Below are 15,139 nucleotides of genomic sequence, written 5' to 3' on the forward strand. Positions count from 1 at the left end.
GTTCACTCCCCCACCGAGGACGTCGAAGACACTGAAGACACCGAAGACACCGAAGACACCGAAGAGACGGGCACGGCGCGCGCGAAGCCGCCGTCCACCATCAGGTTCGCCACCGTCTCCAGCTCCGGCGGATTGCCCGCGAGCCGGGACAGGAACTGGTCGAAGTCGTCACCGCAGCGCAGCAACAGCCGCTGCACCCGCTCCGCCGGCGCCCAGGCGTCCTGGTCGCGGGCATCGTCGTACGCGCAGAACCAGACCGACCCGATCGAGTCGCCCTTCACCTTCACGGCCAACAACCCGCCCTGGACGAAACCAACACCCAAGTAGTCCTTGGTCAGATGGTCGCGCAGGCACTTGTTGACATAGACGAGGTCATTGACGGCCGCCTCGTCGCGCACCGTGAAGAACGGCTGATCCACCAGCAGCCCCAACTCGGCATCGAGAGCGGCACCGACCGGCGCACACCCGCCCGCCGCCTTCAGGAAGGACCGATAGGCACCCGGCAGCCGATAGCCGAGATCCTCCTCGACCCCCAGCACCTGCTGCTCGGTCACCGCGACCGACGCCTTCGGCAGCCCGAAGTGCGCGGGCCGCGTCTCCTGCAACGGCCGCGTACCCCGCTTGTTCTGGTCCACAGCCGAGGTCGCGATACCGCCGTGATGCCGCAGCAACGCCTTCACCTCGACGGGCACCAGCTCCACCCGCCGCGTCCCCGGCACGTGGTGCCAGGTCCAGCCGTGCGGGGTCGCCACCGACGGAATCGTGTCCCACAAGTCATGCCCGGTGGCGGCCAGCGCGGCGTTCGCCGAGACATAGTCGGTCAACCGCAACTCGTCGACACCGAAGCCCTCAGGGGGCTCGGCGATCTCCGCCGCGGCACGCGCGTAGAGCGAGAAGTCGGGGTAGCCGTGCTCGTCGATCCGCACACCTCTGGGGTGGCGGGCGGCCCGGACCGGATCCGGGAAATGCACGACCTGCCCGGCGTAGGCCGCGTTCGGCGGCGCGGCTTGCTGCCCGAGCCGACCTGTCGTCATGGCGGTTGCCCCCTGCGGCGTTCTCAATAGCGGTATGGATCGTGGATGTCGACAGCCTATGCGGTAGGACGACACCGGTCACCGGGCCTCCGGTTCCGTGACCTGCCGTCACCCCGCCGTGACGGTACGACGAAGACCGGGCGTGTCGCACCGCCCCAGCTTCCGCACCCGCCACGCCATTTGGCAGTCTGTCTCCGCACCGGGGGATGCATGGGAGGGAAGAACGATCATGAACGCGACGCATACGGGCACGTCCGGGGACCCACGGGTCGGCTGGAGCAGCGCCGAGGCACCCCATGCCCCCACCCTCCTGCACCGCCGCGACGGCATACTTCCCACCGTCGCCGCCGCCCTCTCCGTACGCGGCGCGACCCTCACCGGCACAGCGGCCCGCGGCGACCAGCCCCCTGCCCTCCACCCGCTGGTGCAGGACTTCCTCGACACCCTCACCAGCGCACAGCGCGACCGCTTCACCGGCCGCTGCGCCGAGGCCATCCTCATCTCCCGGCACATCGCCTCCGTCGACGCCGCCCGTAGCAAACGCGCCGCCCGCAAGCCGATGACCAACGGCGAGGCCCGCAAGGCACTCAAGCAGGCCAAACTCACCGCCCGCCGCATCCGCGAGGACGGCGACCCCCTGCACGGCAGCTTCGCCGCACCCTGCCGCTCCTGCACGGCACTCAGTGACCACTTCGGCGTACGCATCGTCGACCCGGCAGCCCCGGACGCCTGACACCCACTCACGCACGACTACGACGGCGTCCCGCCACGCCGATGTCCCAACCCTCGACGAACGAAGGGCAGATGCACGCCGACCGCTCCTCCTCCACACGCTTCTCCGTCCCCGTGGACGCCGCGCTGCGCTCCGCGGGATGGCAGCCCGGGCGCTGGGACATAAAGCAGGCCGAGTACTGGGCCGACGCGCTGCGCGGACACGCGTCGCCGGCCGGGCACCGGCACTCGGTGTTCCCCGCGGCCGTGGAAGCGTGGGCGGAGTTCGGCGGCCTCCGGGTCACCGCGCAGGGCCCCGGCCGTCAGGTCGCCCCTGCCGCCCTCCATCTCGACCCCCTGCACGGCCTCCACATGGCCCGCACCCTCGGGGACCTCGGCCGCGCCCTGGACACCGAGGTGTGCCCTCTCGGCGAGGAGCCCGACACCCGCGCACTCCTCGCCATCGACGCCGAGGGGCGCGTCTACACCCTCGACCACACCGGCGACTGGTACCTCGGCCCCGACATCGACACCGCCCTCACCACCCTCCTCTCAGGCATAGAACCGCCCCGCCTCACCGCCGGCTGACCCCACAGACTTCCTTCGCCCCCGCCGCCCCTACCCGTCCCATCCCGTTCCTGGGGGCTGCGCCCCCAGCCCCCCCTAAAAGATTGCGCAGTTCCCCGCGCCCCTGAAAAGACCGGGGTTGTTCGTCGGCCGCGGGACGGTGGGGGCTTGTCGCGCAGTTCCCCGCGCCCCTGAAAACACGACCCCGCACCCGGCGACGCACAGGGCCCCACCCACCCCCAGCCAAGACGGCGGCGCAGTCGGCGACGCAGCGAAGGGGCCGTGCCGGTACGTCCAGCCCGTCGCATACGTGGTTATGGCCAAGTTCATGCCATGGCAGCAAACAGCAATGCCCACCGGCGACGGGCTGGACGTACCGGCACGGCCCCGACCCACAACGGACGAACCGCCGAACCGCCCCACCAGCGGAGCGCCTACGTCGGGATCACCGCAGACACCCGAAACCCACCCCCATCAGTAGGCCCGGACACAAACACGCCCCCCAACGCGGCAACCCGCTCCTTCATCCCCAGCAGGCCGTTCCCCCCACTGGGCAGATGCACCGACGACACCGCCCCCGGCTCCGGCGGACACTCGTTCTCCACCTGCATCGCGATCTCGGAAACCCGATGAGCCAGCCGGACATGCGTCTTCGCACCCGCCGCGTGCTTGTGGACGTTCGTCAACGCCTCCTGCACCACGCGGTACGCCGTCTGCTCGACCTCCGGCGCATAGGCCCGCGCATCACCCTCCACCGACAGATCAACCACCATCCCCGCAGCCGCCGACTGCCCGATGAGCTCGTCCAGCTCAGCAAGGCACGGCCCCTCCGCGGACCCGGAATCACCGGCCGCCCGAGACGCCGCCGCAGCGGCAGCCACCCCCACCGCCGCCAGCGGCACAGAGGGCACGGACGGCACAGACGGCACCGGCTGCACCCGCACCGCCGACCCCGCCCCCGCCCCGTCCCCCGTACGCAAAACCCCCAACATCTCCCGCAACTCGGTCAGCGCCTGCCGCCCCATGTCCCCGACCAGCGCCGCGTTCCTCACGGCCTTCTCGGGATCCTTCCGAGCCACGGCCTGCAACGCCGCCGCATGCACCACCATCAGACTCACCCGATGCGCGACCACGTCATGCATCTCACGAGCGATCCGCGTCCGCTCCTCGTTCCGCGCCCACTCCGCCCGCTCCTCCGCCCGCTCGGCAAGCAGCATCAGCTCCCGCTCCAACGAGTCCGCCCGCTCCCGCAAGCTCTCCATCAGCCGCCGCCGCGCCCCCATGTACAGCCCGAGCAGAACGGGCGGAGCCGTCATCCCGATCGCGGTCGTCAGAGAAGCGAAGGGGACGAACCAGTCCCCCATGGTCACGTCCCCGCGCACCACACCCTGATGCGCCCGCACGAACGTCACGATCAGCATCCCGGCGAAGGACATCCCCGCCAGCGCCCCGATGATCCGCCGCGGCAGCTCGGACGCGGCGAGCGTGTACAGCCCGACGAGGCCCATGAGGTACCCCATCTGGGCGGGCGTGATGGCGATGGACACCAGCACAACAGCGATCGGCCACTTCCGCCGCAGCAACAGCACGGACCCGGCGACAACCCCGAACCCCACCCCCACCGGAACGGGCAGCCCCGCGTCATGGGCGAACCGAATCCCCTCGGCCGCGCACTCGACCGCCGACGCCAGCGCCAGACTCGCGTCGAGCACCGCACTGCGCCACCTGACCCACCACCACGGCCCGGTCCCGGCCGCGGTGTGCTCTTCCCCCGTCGTGGTCATGCCTCCAGCCTACGGTCGGCCCCCGCCCCTTTTCCGGTGAGTTTCGGCTACTGGCCTACACCACGCTCCGCAATCGAACAGAAGCGAAACCTGCCGGTATCCCTCGAACTGCTGAATCGCTCACCGTTCGACCCCGGAAGCCTCCATTCCGCCCGGGCGGAATGCCTTTGGCCCACACACAGGGCAAGCATCCGGATTTCGAGGGGTCTACGTTCGCCAGGGTGCCGATCTGTACCGTCGCATTGAAGGCGCCTGGTACGGCATAGTGTTGGGTGCCGACTCGGCGGCCTGACCAAATATCCGGTTTAGTCGAGCTTCATCCCCCGTGGTGTAATTGGCAGCACTGTGGCTTTTGGTGCCATCTGTCCGGGTTCAAGTCCTGGCGGGGGAGCCACGCTCAATTCGGGCCCTGACAGCTCTGTCAGGGCCCGCTCTCATGTCACCCCTGATGCGCCCCGGTATCCTGCGGATGTCCACACCCCAGCCATCCGAAGCCGAAGGGCATACCCGTGAGCGCCAATCGCCCGGCAGCCGTCGTCGTTCTCGCAGCGGGTGAGGGCACCCGTATGAAGTCGGCCACACCCAAGGTCCTGCACGACATCTGTGGCCGCTCCCTCGTCGGCCATGTACTCGCCGCCGCGCGCGCGTTGGACCCCGAGAACCTGGTCGTCGTGGTGGGCCACGCCCGCGAGAAGGTCGTCGCGCATCTCACGGAGACCGACTCGGGCGTACGGACGGCCGTGCAGGCCGAGCAGAACGGCACCGGTCACGCCGTACGCATGGCCCTGGAGGAGCTGGGCGGCACCGTGGACGGCACCGTCGTCGTGGTCTGCGGCGACACCCCGCTGCTCAGCGGCGAGACCTTGCGGAGGCTCGCGGCCACCCACACGACCGACGGCAACGCCGTCACCGTGCTGACCGCCGAGGTCCCCGACGCCACCGGCTACGGCCGCATCGTGCGGGACGGTGCCAGCGGCGCGGTCACCGCGATCGTGGAGCACAAGGACGCCGGCGAGTCGCAGCGCGCGATCCGGGAGATCAACTCCGGGGTGTTCGCCTTCGACGGGCAGCTCCTCTCGGACGCCCTCGGGAAGGTGCGGACGGACAACAGCCAGGGCGAGGAGTATCTGACCGACGTCCTCGGGATTCTGCGCGAGGCCGGGCACCGCGTCGGCGCGGCCGTGGCCGCCGACCACCGTGAGATCGCCGGCATCAACAACCGGGTGCAGCTCGCCGAGGCCCGCCGCATTCTCAACGACCGGCTGCTGGAGCGGGCGATGCTCGCCGGGGTGTCGGTCATCGATCCGGCCACCACCTGGGTCGACGTCACCGTCACCTTCGAGCAGGACGCGATCGTGCACCCGGGGACCCAGCTCCAGGGCAGGACGCACCTGGGTGAGGGCGCCGAGGTCGGCCCCAACTCCCGTCTGAAGGACACCAGGGTGGGCGCGGGGGCCCGTATCGACAACTCGGTCGCCGACGGCGCCGAGGTCGGGCCGCGGGCGAACGTGGGGCCGTACGCGTATCTGCGGCCGCGCACCCGCCTCGGCGTGAAGGCCAAGATCGGTGCGTTCGTCGAGACGAAGAACGCGCGGGTCGGCGAGGGCACGAAGATCCCGCATCTGTCCTATGTGGGCGACGCGACGATCGGCGAGTACACCAACATCGGTGCCGCCAGCGTCTTCGTGAACTATGACGGACAGGACAAACACCACACGACGGTCGGCTCGCACTGCCGTACCGGTGCGGACAACATGATTGTGGCTCCTGTCACGATCGGGGACGGCGCGTACACCGCGGCGGGCTCGGTCATCACCAAGGATGTGCCGCCCGGTTCGCTGGCCGTGGCCCGTGGCCAGCAGCGGAATATCGAGGGTTGGGTGGCCCGTAAGCGTCCGGGGAGCGCGGCCGCGAAGGCGGCGGAGGAGGCTTCCCGGGAGCCGGAAGGCGAAGCCTGACCGGAAACAGGTGCGTCTGACACGGCGTACCGTGATAAGTGCACACCCGCACCCCCCAGCTGAGAAGGCCTCTCGCACTCCAGTTGAGAAGGCCTCTTCATGCACCGGCTGAGACACCTCTGAGGAGACAGTGCTGTGACCGGGTTCAAGACGACCGGCGAGAAGAAGATGATGTTCTTCTCCGGCCGCGCCCACCCCGAGCTTGCCCAGGAGGTCGCCCACAAGCTGGGTGTCGGGGTTGTCCCGACGAAGGCCTTCGACTTCGCGAACGGCGAGATCTACATCCGCTACCAGGAGTCCGCCCGCGGCGCCGACTGTTTTCTGATGCAGAGCCACACAGCTCCCATCAACAAGTGGATCATGGAGCAGCTGATCATGATCGACGCGCTGAAGCGCGCGTCGGCCCGCTCCATCACCGTGATCGTGCCCTTCTACGGTTACGCCCGTCAGGACAAGAAGCACCGTGGGCGTGAACCGATCTCGGCGCGTCTGATCGCCGACCTGATGAAGACGGCGGGCGCGGACCGCATCCTCACCGTCGACCTGCACACCGACCAGATCCAGGGCTTCTTCGACGGTCCGGTCGACCACCTCTTCGCGCTGCCGATCCTCGCGGACTACGTGGGCGCGAAGGTCGACAGGGCGAAGCTCACGGTCGTCTCCCCGGACGCCGGCCGTGTGCGCGTCGCCGACCGCTGGTGCGACCGTCTCGACGCGCCCCTCGCGATCGTGCACAAGCGCCGCGACAAGGACGTCGCCAACCAGGTCACCGTCCACGAGGTCGTCGGTGACGTGAAGGGCCGCGTCTGCGTCCTCGTCGACGACATGATCGACACCGGTGGCACGATCTGCGCGGCCGCCGACGCCCTGTTCGCGCACGGCGCGGAGGACGTCATCGTCACGGCCACGCACGGTGTCCTCTCCGGCCCGGCCGCCGACCGTCTGAAGAACTCCAAGGTCAGCGAGTTCATCTTCACGGACACCCTGCCGACGCCGGGCGAGCTGGAGCTCGACAAGATCACGGTGCTGTCCATCGCGCCGACGATCGCGAACGCGGTGCGTGAGGTCTTCGAGGACGGTTCGGTGACGAGCCTCTTCGAGGAGCAGTAAGCCTCCGCTCCTCCCGCTCCACCGGTCGATCCCGTAGATCGATTTCTGGTACGGCCTCCCCGCCGAGTAAGCTGTCACAGTTGCTCGGCGAGGGAGGCCGTACCGCTTTACGAGGCGGGTACGGCGGTCCGTTATCGACGCGCTCTTCGTAGCAGGCCGATTGTTTTTGGCCGGGTGACCACCTTCCCCAACTGATCTACGAGGAGTGAACATGTCCGAGGTCAAGCTCGCCGCCGAGACCCGCACCGAGTTCGGCAAGGGCGCCGCCCGCCGCATCCGCCGCGAGAGCAAGGTTCCCGCGGTTGTCTACGGCCACGGCACCGAGCCGGTCCACATCGCGCTGCCGGGCCACGAGCTGCAGCTCGCCCTGCGTACCCCGAACGTCCTGCTCACCCTGGACATCGAGGGCAAGACCGAGCTCGCGATCCCGAAGGCCGTCCAGCGCGACGCCATCAAGGGCTACCTCGAGCACGTCGACCTGCTCCTCGTGAAGCGCGGCGAGAAGGTCACCGTCGAGATCTTCGTCCAGACCGAGGGCGAGCTGGCGCCGGGCTCCTTCCTGGTCGAGCACGTGCTGAACACGCTGACGGTCGAGGCCGAGGCCACCCACATCCCGGAGTCGGTCACCGTCTCCATCGCGGGTCTTGAGGCCGGCGCGTCCATCCTCGCCAAGGACGTCCCGCTCCCCGCGGGCACCACGCTGGCGATCGACGAGGACGCGGTCGTCCTCCAGGTCCTGGCCGCCCAGGCGGAGGAAGCCCCCGCCGAGGGCGAGGCCGAGGCCGGCGCCGAGGCCTGATTCCCCCGGGAATCTTCATCCGTGTCAGCCGCCGCTCCGACCGGGAGCGGCGGCTGCCGCGTATCAAGGACACGGCCCGTTTCAGGCGCCCGGGCGAGGACATGGCCCGTTTCAAGGACACGGCGCGTATCAAGGACACATGGGAGACACGGACGTGACGACCGATGCCAATGCCCCCTGGCTGATCGTGGGCCTCGGCAACCCCGGCCCCGAGTACGCCATGAACCGGCACAACGTGGGCTTCATGGTGGCCGACCTGCTGGCGGAGCGGATCGGCGGCAAGTTCAAGCGGGCCGGCAAGGCGCAGGCGCAGGTGATCGAGGGCCGTATCGGCCCGCCCGGTCCGGCGAACCGTCGGGTGATCCTGGCCAAGCCGATGTCGTTCATGAACCTGTCCGGCGGTCCGGTGAACGCGCTGCGGGAGTTCTACAAGGTGCCGGTGGCGAACATCGTCGCCGTCCATGACGAGCTGGACATCGACTACGGCGTGCTGCGCCTGAAGCTGGGCGGCGGCGACAACGGCCACAACGGCCTGAAGTCCATGACGAAGGCGATGGGCCCGGACTATCACCGGGTGCGGTTCGGCATCGGGCGCCCTCCGGGCCGTATGCAGGTCGCGGATTTCGTTCTGAAGGACTTCGCGTCGGCGGAGCGCAAGGAGCTCGACTACTTCGTGGACCGCGCGACGGACGCCGTGGAGGGTCTCGTGATCGACGGCTTGGAGCGGGCGCAGGGCACGTACAACTCGTAGCCGGTCGATACAAGTCGTAGCCGGCCGAAGCAGCCGGCCGATACCACTCGCGGCCGGTCGAAGTACGCGCACAACTGCCGACTTGTCCCCCACCGGAGTTGACCGGGTGCACGGCCATGGCCAATGATCCCCGCCATGCCTGCCGTCACCTCAAGTCAAGGCTCCCGTCAGGGCGCGTACGCGGCGCTGCGGTTCGGGCGGCTCGCGGCGATGGGCGCGGTCGCCGGGCTGATTCTGATCGCGGGCGTCTGGGCCTCCTGGGGCACCGCCCAGCACGTGATGCTGAGCAAGGGCCGCGAGCAGGGCACGATGGCGGTGAAGGCGTGCTCGAAGGGGGTCTGTACGGGTCCGTACACCCCGGCGTCCTCGGGTTCGAAGGCGCGGGCGCGGGTGCGTATCGAGCAGTCGGTGGCGGTGAAGAAGGGCCAGGTCTACACGGTCACCGTGAAGCCCGGCAGCGATGACGTCGTCCGCTCCGGCCCGGCCGGGATCCTCTTCGCCTGGGTCCCTCTCGCGGGCGCCCTGCTGCTCGCCTCGGTGGTGGTCGCGGGGGGTCTGCGGATGACCCGGGTGGCCTGGGTGCTGGGCGGGGCGGGGCTGGCGCTGCTGACGGTGACGTTCCTGGCGCTGTGACCTGGGGTACGTCCGCATGTCACTGCGTCCGCATGTCCGGCATCCACATGCTCATGGGAAACCTGTGCGTTCTCTGATTGTTATGCGCGATTACAGGGGCGATCCGCAACGCATGGTGCACGGGGGACGTTCTGCCGCTTGACCCGTCCCCATCGGAAATGGATGCTGAGCCGCCCCCTCCACATCTTCCGTTTCCCCGCTCGAAGATGGACTGCCCATGCGTACCCTCACTCGCGCCGGCGCGCTTGTCGCCGGCATCTCCGCAGCGCTGCTGATCGCGCCCACCGCCGCCCACGCCACCGTTCCCGGCGACAACGGCACCGTCAAGATCCACGACGCCACCACCGGCGACGAGCTCCGCAAGAACGAGCCGCACGTCTGCACGTTCTATCTCGACGCGTTCGGCTTCGACGGCGTCCAGGAGGTCGACTGGCACATCGAGGCCTGGGCTCCGACCGCCGACTCCAAGGGCGAGACCGTGAAGTCCGGCGAGATCACCCTCGACGCCGAGGGCCACGGCCGTACGAACGACCTGTCGCTGCCCGACGGCCACTACAAGCTGTTCTGGAACTTCGACGGCGAGAAGGGTGCCGCCAAGCACAAGGTGTTCTGGACGGACTGCGAGGACTCGGGTGGCGGCGGCAGCACGCCGTCGACGTCGGCCACGCCGTCCGCGTCGGCCTCGCCGTCGAGCACGGTCGGCGAGAGCGCTTCCCCGACCCCGTCGGCGTCCTCCGGTGAGACGGCGCCCTCCGTCTCCTCGTCCCCGTCCGCCCAGGGCGGCGGCGACCTCGCGGAGACTGGCAGCAGCGCCCCGGTCGGTCTCCTCTCGGCTGCCGCTGCCGCGCTGGTCGGTGCGGGCGGCTACCTGGTGTTCCGCCGCCGCAAGGCCGGCCAGAACTAGCCACAGCCGTGAAACGGGCGGTGCCCCCATGCTTCGTACGAGCATGGGGGCACCGCCCGTTTGCGGAGGGGGTGCTCAGCCGGTGTTGCGCAGGCCCGCCGCCACGCCGTTGACCGTCAGGAGCAGGGCCCGCGAGAGCAGCGGGTCGGGCTCGGCGCCGGCGGCAGCCTCGTCGCGCTGGCGCTTGAGGAGGGCGACCTGGAGGTAGGAGATCGGGTCCAGGTAGGCGTCGCGGATGGAGAAGGTCTGCTGGAGGACGGGGTGGGTGTCCAGCAGCTTTTCGCCGCCCGTCACGCGCAGTACCTCGCGGACGGTCAGCTCGTGCTCGGCGCGGATGGTGTCGAAGACGTGCTTGAGCTCGTCCGGCACCAGGGTGTCGACGTAGTGCGTGGCGATCCGCAGGTCGGTCTTCGCGAGGGTCATCTCGACGTTGGAGATGAAGTTCTGGAAGAAGTGCCACTGCTCGTGCATCTCGTCGAGCACGGTGTCCAGGCCCGCTTCGCGCAGCGCCTTGAGGCCGGAGCCGACGCCGAACCAGCCCGGCACGATCTGCCGTGACTGGGTCCAGCCGAAGACCCACGGGATGGCCCGGAGTCCGTCGAGACCCGCGCCCGAGTCCGGCCGGCGGGAGGGCCGCGAGCCGAGGTGCAGGTCGGCCAGCTGGTCGACGGGGGTGGCGGCGAAGAAGTACGAGGGCAGGTCCGGGTCCTCCACCAGCCTGCGGTAGGCGGAGTGGGCGGCGTCGGACACGACGTCCATGGCCGCGTCCCAGCGGGCCAGGGCCTCGTCGGACTGCCGGGGGGCGGTGTGCAGGGCGGACGCCTGGAGGGTGGCGGCGACCGTCAGTTCCAGGTTCTCGCGGGCCAGCGAGGGCACGAGGTACTTGTCGGAGATGACCTCGCCCTGCTCGGTCACCTTGATCTCGCCCTCCAGCGTGCCCCAGGGCTGCGCGAGGATCGCGTCGTGGGAGGGGCCGCCGCCGCGGCCGACGGTGCCGCCGCGGCCGTGGAAGAGCCGCAGCCGTACGCCGTAGCGGTGGGCGACGTCGCGCAGGCGCCGCTGGGCGCGGTGGATCTCCCACTGGGACGTCGTGATGCCACCGAACTTCGACGAGTCCGAGTACCCGAGCATGACCTCCTGGACGTCCCCGCGCAGCGCCACGAGACGGCGGTACGACGGGTCCGAGAGCATGTCCTCAAGGATCGTGTCGGCGGCCTTGAGCTCGTCGGTGGTCTCCAGCAGCGGCACGATGCCGATCTTCGCCCAGCCGCCGTGCAGGTCGAGGAGCCCGGCCTCGCGGGCGAGGACGGCGGCGGCGAACACGTCGTCGGCGCCCTGGCACATCGAGATGATGTACGACTCGATGACCTCGGGTCCGAAGATCTCCAGCGCCTTCTTGACCGTCTGGAAGACGCCGATGGTCTTCTCGCCGGCCGCGTCGACCGGCGCCGGGGTCGGTCCCAGCGGGCGCCGCGAGCGCAGTTCCTTGGCGAGCAGCTTGGCGCGGTACTCGCGCGGCATGTCCGCGTAGCGCCACGACTCCTCGCCGAGGCGGTCGAAGAGCTGGCCGAGCGCGTGGTGGTGGGCGTCGGCGTGTTCGCGTACGTCCATGGTGGCGAGCTGGAGGCCGAAGGCGGCGAGCGTACGGATCGTACGGTTCATGCGGCCGTCGGCGAACAGGGCGCCGCGGTGCTCGCGCAGTGACGTCTGGATCAGCGTCATGTCGTGGAGCAGCTCGCCGGTGCCCAGGTAGTCCCGGCCGGCCTCGTGCGGGGTGCCCTTGGCCAGGCGCTGCTTGGTGTTCTCCAGCTTCTGCCGGACGCAGGTGGCCTTGAGGCGGTAGGGCTCCTCGGCGTTGAGGCGCTTGTAGCGGGGGCTGATCTCGGGGAGGAGCTCCAGGTCGGTCTGGAGGGATTCCAGGAGTTCCTCGGTGGCGCCGGTGTAGCGGATGGAGTTCGACAGGAAGCCGCGCAGCTCGTCGATGAGTTCCAGGGCGTCGTTGATGCCGTGCTCGTGCTGGAGGATCAGGACGTCCCAGGTGACGGCGGGGGTGACGTTGGGGTTGCCGTCGCGGTCGCCGCCGATCCAGGTGCCGAAGGTGAGCGGGCGGGCCTCGGCCGGGAGGACGACGCCGACGCGCTCCAGTTCGGCGGTCAGGTCCTCCAGTACGTCGCCGACGGCGCCGGCGTGCAGCTCGTCGAGGTAGTAGATGGCGTTGCGGGCCTCGTCGGTGGGCTCGGGGCGGACGACGCGCAGTTCGTCGGTCTGCCAGACGAGGTCGATGTTCTCGGCGAGGCGGGTGTCGTAGCGGCGGCGGTCGGCCTCGATGACCGGGGTCTCCAGGAGCGCGGCGATCCGGCGGAGCTTGTTGAGGACGGAGCGGCGCGCGGCCTCGGTCGGGTGCGCGGTGAAGACCGGGCGGACGTTGAGGTTCTTGACCGTCTCGCGCAGGTGTTCGGGGTCGGCGTCCTTGAGCCGGTCGGCCGTACGGGCGAGGAGTCCGCCCTCGGCGGCGCGCTTGGCGCGCAGCTCGCGGCCGCGGTGCACCTGTTCGGTGACGTTCGCCAGGTGGAAGTAGGTCGAGAAGGCGCGGACCAGCTTGGCCGCGGTCTCCAGTTCGGTGCCGCGCAGCAGCTCGGCGGCGGCCTCGCCGTCCTCACGGGTCAGGCGGCGGACCTTCTCGACCAGTTCCAGGAGCTCGGGGCCCTCCTGCCGGACGAGGGTCTCACCGAGCAGATCGCCCAGGCGGCGGATGTCGGCGCGCAGCTCGCTGCTGGTCGTCGTGGTCTGGTCGTCGGCACTGCTCACAGGTGCGGCTCCTTGCAGTGTGGAAGCTCGTCTGAAGAGTTCTGAAGAGTCTGGAATCTCGTCTGAAGGCTCGTCTGGGAGGGAACCCGGGTGGCGACCGAACGGCGGGTGCCGCTTAGGGGACGTGGCATCCGGGAAGAATTCAGAACGGACCGCGCTGTCCGACCGACTCCAAGGATAGGTGTCCATGCGGACGCGCAGGCTCACGGGCTCTTGCCGCCGGGCTACGCGCTGCCATACTTACGACGCCGTAGGTTACGGACCCGTAGGTCTTCCCGTCAGACGCCGGGAGGACCGTGGAATCCCGCACCCGGCCACTCTCCGCACCCTCGAACCCCACAGGGGACGCCCATGACCACGAGCTCCGATGTGATCGACGACGCCCCGCGGGCGCAGGACGACGGCACTCCGCTCCCGTCCGCCACACTGGGCGGCGAGAAGAAGGGGTCACTCGAACAGATCACGCTTCTCCTCTTCATCACCGCCCCGTTCCTGGCGCTGCTCGCGGCGGTGCCGCTGGCCTGGGGCTGGGGGGTGAGCTGGCTGGATCTCGGCCTGATGGTCTTCTTCTACTACCTCGGCTGCCACGGCGTCACGATCGGCTATCACCGCTACTTCACGCACGGTTCGTTCAAGGCGAAGCGCCCCCTGCGGATCGCGCTGGCGATCGCCGGTTCGATGGCCGTCGAGGGGCCGCTGGTGCGCTGGGTCGCCGATCACCGCAAGCACCACAAGTTCTCCGACGCCGAGGGTGACCCGCATTCGCCGTGGCGTTATGGCGAGACGGTTCCGGCGCTGATGAAGGGCCTGTGGTGGGCCCACATCGCCTGGATGTTCGATGAGGAGCGGACGCCGCAGGAGAAGTACGCGCCGGATCTGATCAAGGACCCGGCGATCCGTGCGATCTCACGCCATTTCATCTACTGGACCATGCTCTCGCTGGCCCTTCCGCCGCTGATCGGCGGTCTGGCGACGATGTCGTGGTGGGGCGCGTTCACGGGTTTCTTCTGGGGCTCACTCGTTCGAGTGGCGCTGTTGCACCACGTGACCTGGTCGATCAACTCGATCTGCCACGCGGTGGGCAAGCGCCCCTTCAAGTCGCGTGACCGTTCGGGCAACGTGTGGTGGCTGGCCGTGCTGTCCTGCGGCGAGTCCTGGCACAACCTGCACCATGCCGACCCGACGTCCGCGCGGCACGGTGTGATGCGTGGCCAGGTGGACTCCTCGGCGCGGATCATCCGCTGGTGCGAGCAGCTCGGCTGGGCCTCTGACGTGCGCTGGCCATCACGCTCGCGTATCGATTCCCGCCGGAACACCGACGGGAGCGGCTCCCGAGGCAAGACGGAAACCGCCGACGCGGCATGATTGAAGGCGTGGCGACCGACTCCAGCAGCACCCCGAGCAGCAATGAAAAGCCGCGGCGTGCTCGCCGCACCCGCATGACCGGTGCCGAGCGCCGTCAGCAGCTGCTGGAGATCGGCCGCACCCTGTTCGCGGCCAAGGGGTTCGAGGGCACGTCGGTGGAGGAGATCGCGGCGAAGGCAGGCGTCTCGAAGCCGGTGGTGTACGAGCACTTCGGCGGCAAGGAGGGCCTGTACGCGGTGGTGGTGGACCGCGAGATGCGCCGCCTGCTGGACGGCGTGACGGGTTCCCTGACGGCGGGCCACCCCCGCGAACTCCTCGAACAGGCCGCGTTCGCCCTCCTGGACTACATCGAGGAGTACACGGACGGTTTCCGCATCCTCGTCCGCGACTCCCCGATCCCCCAGTCGACGGGTTCCTTCGCGTCGCTGATCTCGGACATCGCGACGCAGGTGGAGGACATCCTGGGCCGCGAGTTCAAGAGCCGCGGCTTCGACCCGAAGCTCGCCCCGCTCTACGCCCAGGCCCTGGTCGGCATGGTCGCCCTGACCGGCCAGTGGTGGCTGGACGTCCGCAAGCCCCGCAAGGCGGAGGTCGCCGCCCATCTGGTGAACCTGGCGTGGCACGGCCTGGACGGCATGGAGCCGAAGCCGCGGCTGATAGGTCACCGGAAGAACTGAGCGACGGTCCTGCTGTCGAGGTCGGATCAGCCCTGCGC

At 69.4% G+C, this 15,139-nt stretch carries 13 protein-coding genes and 1 tRNA gene; 11 read left to right on the plus strand and 3 right to left on the minus strand.

Annotated elements, in window-relative coordinates; translation table 11 throughout:
- Positions 1 to 2: 2 nt before the first annotated feature.
- Complete coding sequence (locus OG975_RS19795) at positions 3 to 1,034, minus strand: SMI1/KNR4 family protein (RefSeq protein WP_406330615.1); 1,032 nt, start codon at positions 1,032 to 1,034, stop codon at positions 3 to 5.
- Between the two features lie 229 nt (positions 1,035 to 1,263).
- Here OG975_RS19795 and OG975_RS19800 point away from each other — a divergent pair, with 229 nt between their 5' ends.
- On the plus strand, positions 1,264 to 1,767 hold the full coding sequence (locus OG975_RS19800) for a YwqJ-related putative deaminase (RefSeq protein ID WP_406330616.1): 504 nt from the start codon (positions 1,264 to 1,266) through the stop codon (positions 1,765 to 1,767).
- A gap of 71 nt (positions 1,768 to 1,838) precedes the next feature.
- Positions 1,839 to 2,333 (plus strand): SUKH-3 domain-containing protein, encoded by a 495-nt coding sequence (locus tag OG975_RS19805; protein ID WP_327435061.1) that lies wholly within the window; start codon positions 1,839 to 1,841, stop codon positions 2,331 to 2,333.
- Between the two features lie 413 nt (positions 2,334 to 2,746).
- On the opposite strand, the gene OG975_RS19810 is transcribed toward OG975_RS19805, so the two are convergent.
- Positions 2,747 to 4,096 carry a sensor histidine kinase gene (locus OG975_RS19810; protein WP_406330617.1) on the minus strand — a complete coding sequence of 450 codons (1,350 nt, stop codon included), beginning with the start codon at positions 4,094 to 4,096 and terminating at the stop codon, positions 2,747 to 2,749.
- A 319-nt stretch (positions 4,097 to 4,415) separates the two neighbouring features.
- Here OG975_RS19810 and OG975_RS19815 point away from each other — a divergent pair.
- The 7 genes from OG975_RS19815 to OG975_RS19845 all read left to right on the plus strand — a co-directional run bounded on the left by OG975_RS19815 (position 4,416) and on the right by OG975_RS19845 (position 10,251).
- Positions 4,416 to 4,490 (plus strand) — tRNA-Gln (locus tag OG975_RS19815).
- Positions 4,491 to 4,605: 115 nt separating this feature from the next.
- Positions 4,606 to 6,054: a bifunctional UDP-N-acetylglucosamine diphosphorylase/glucosamine-1-phosphate N-acetyltransferase GlmU gene (gene glmU, locus OG975_RS19820; protein WP_406330618.1), complete on the plus strand. Its 1,449-nt coding sequence runs from the start codon at positions 4,606 to 4,608 to the stop codon at positions 6,052 to 6,054.
- A gap of 135 nt (positions 6,055 to 6,189) precedes the next feature.
- The gene (locus OG975_RS19825; RefSeq protein ID WP_327429314.1) at positions 6,190 to 7,164 is read left to right on the plus strand and encodes a ribose-phosphate diphosphokinase; all 975 of its coding nucleotides are present in this window, start codon (positions 6,190 to 6,192) and stop codon (positions 7,162 to 7,164) included.
- Positions 7,165 to 7,375: 211 nt separating this feature from the next.
- On the plus strand, positions 7,376 to 7,963 hold the full coding sequence (locus OG975_RS19830) for a 50S ribosomal protein L25/general stress protein Ctc (protein ID WP_406330619.1): 588 nt from the start codon (positions 7,376 to 7,378) through the stop codon (positions 7,961 to 7,963).
- Positions 7,964 to 8,102: 139 nt separating this feature from the next.
- Complete coding sequence (gene pth, locus OG975_RS19835; protein ID WP_406330620.1) at positions 8,103 to 8,714, plus strand: aminoacyl-tRNA hydrolase; 612 nt, start codon at positions 8,103 to 8,105, stop codon at positions 8,712 to 8,714.
- 123 nt (positions 8,715 to 8,837) lie between these two features.
- On the plus strand, positions 8,838 to 9,347 hold the full coding sequence (locus OG975_RS19840; RefSeq protein ID WP_330305120.1) for a hypothetical protein: 510 nt from the start codon (positions 8,838 to 8,840) through the stop codon (positions 9,345 to 9,347).
- Between the two features lie 217 nt (positions 9,348 to 9,564).
- Positions 9,565 to 10,251, plus strand: coding sequence for an LPXTG cell wall anchor domain-containing protein (locus OG975_RS19845; RefSeq protein ID WP_406330622.1), 687 nt, complete (start codon positions 9,565 to 9,567; stop codon positions 10,249 to 10,251).
- A 75-nt stretch (positions 10,252 to 10,326) separates the two neighbouring features.
- Here OG975_RS19845 and ppc read toward each other — a convergent pair whose 3' ends face one another.
- Entirely contained in the window at positions 10,327 to 13,059 is a 2,733-nt protein-coding gene (gene ppc / locus OG975_RS19850) for a phosphoenolpyruvate carboxylase (protein ID WP_406330623.1), read from the minus strand.
- Between the two features lie 351 nt (positions 13,060 to 13,410).
- Between ppc and OG975_RS19855 the strand changes: the two genes are divergently transcribed.
- Together OG975_RS19855 and OG975_RS19860 are read left to right on the plus strand one after the other, a co-directional pair.
- Positions 13,411 to 14,424, plus strand: coding sequence for an acyl-CoA desaturase (locus OG975_RS19855; RefSeq protein ID WP_406330624.1), 1,014 nt, complete (start codon positions 13,411 to 13,413; stop codon positions 14,422 to 14,424).
- Positions 14,421 to 15,101 carry a TetR/AcrR family transcriptional regulator gene (locus OG975_RS19860; protein WP_330305124.1) on the plus strand — a complete coding sequence of 227 codons (681 nt, stop codon included), beginning with the start codon at positions 14,421 to 14,423 and terminating at the stop codon, positions 15,099 to 15,101. Before OG975_RS19855 ends, OG975_RS19860 begins: the two co-directional genes overlap by 4 nt.
- Positions 15,102 to 15,139: the final 38 nt, after the last annotated feature.

Source organism: Streptomyces sp. NBC_00203, from assembly GCF_045206325.1.
GTDB classification, from domain to species: domain Bacteria; phylum Actinomycetota; class Actinomycetes; order Streptomycetales; family Streptomycetaceae; genus Streptomyces; species Streptomyces lutosisoli.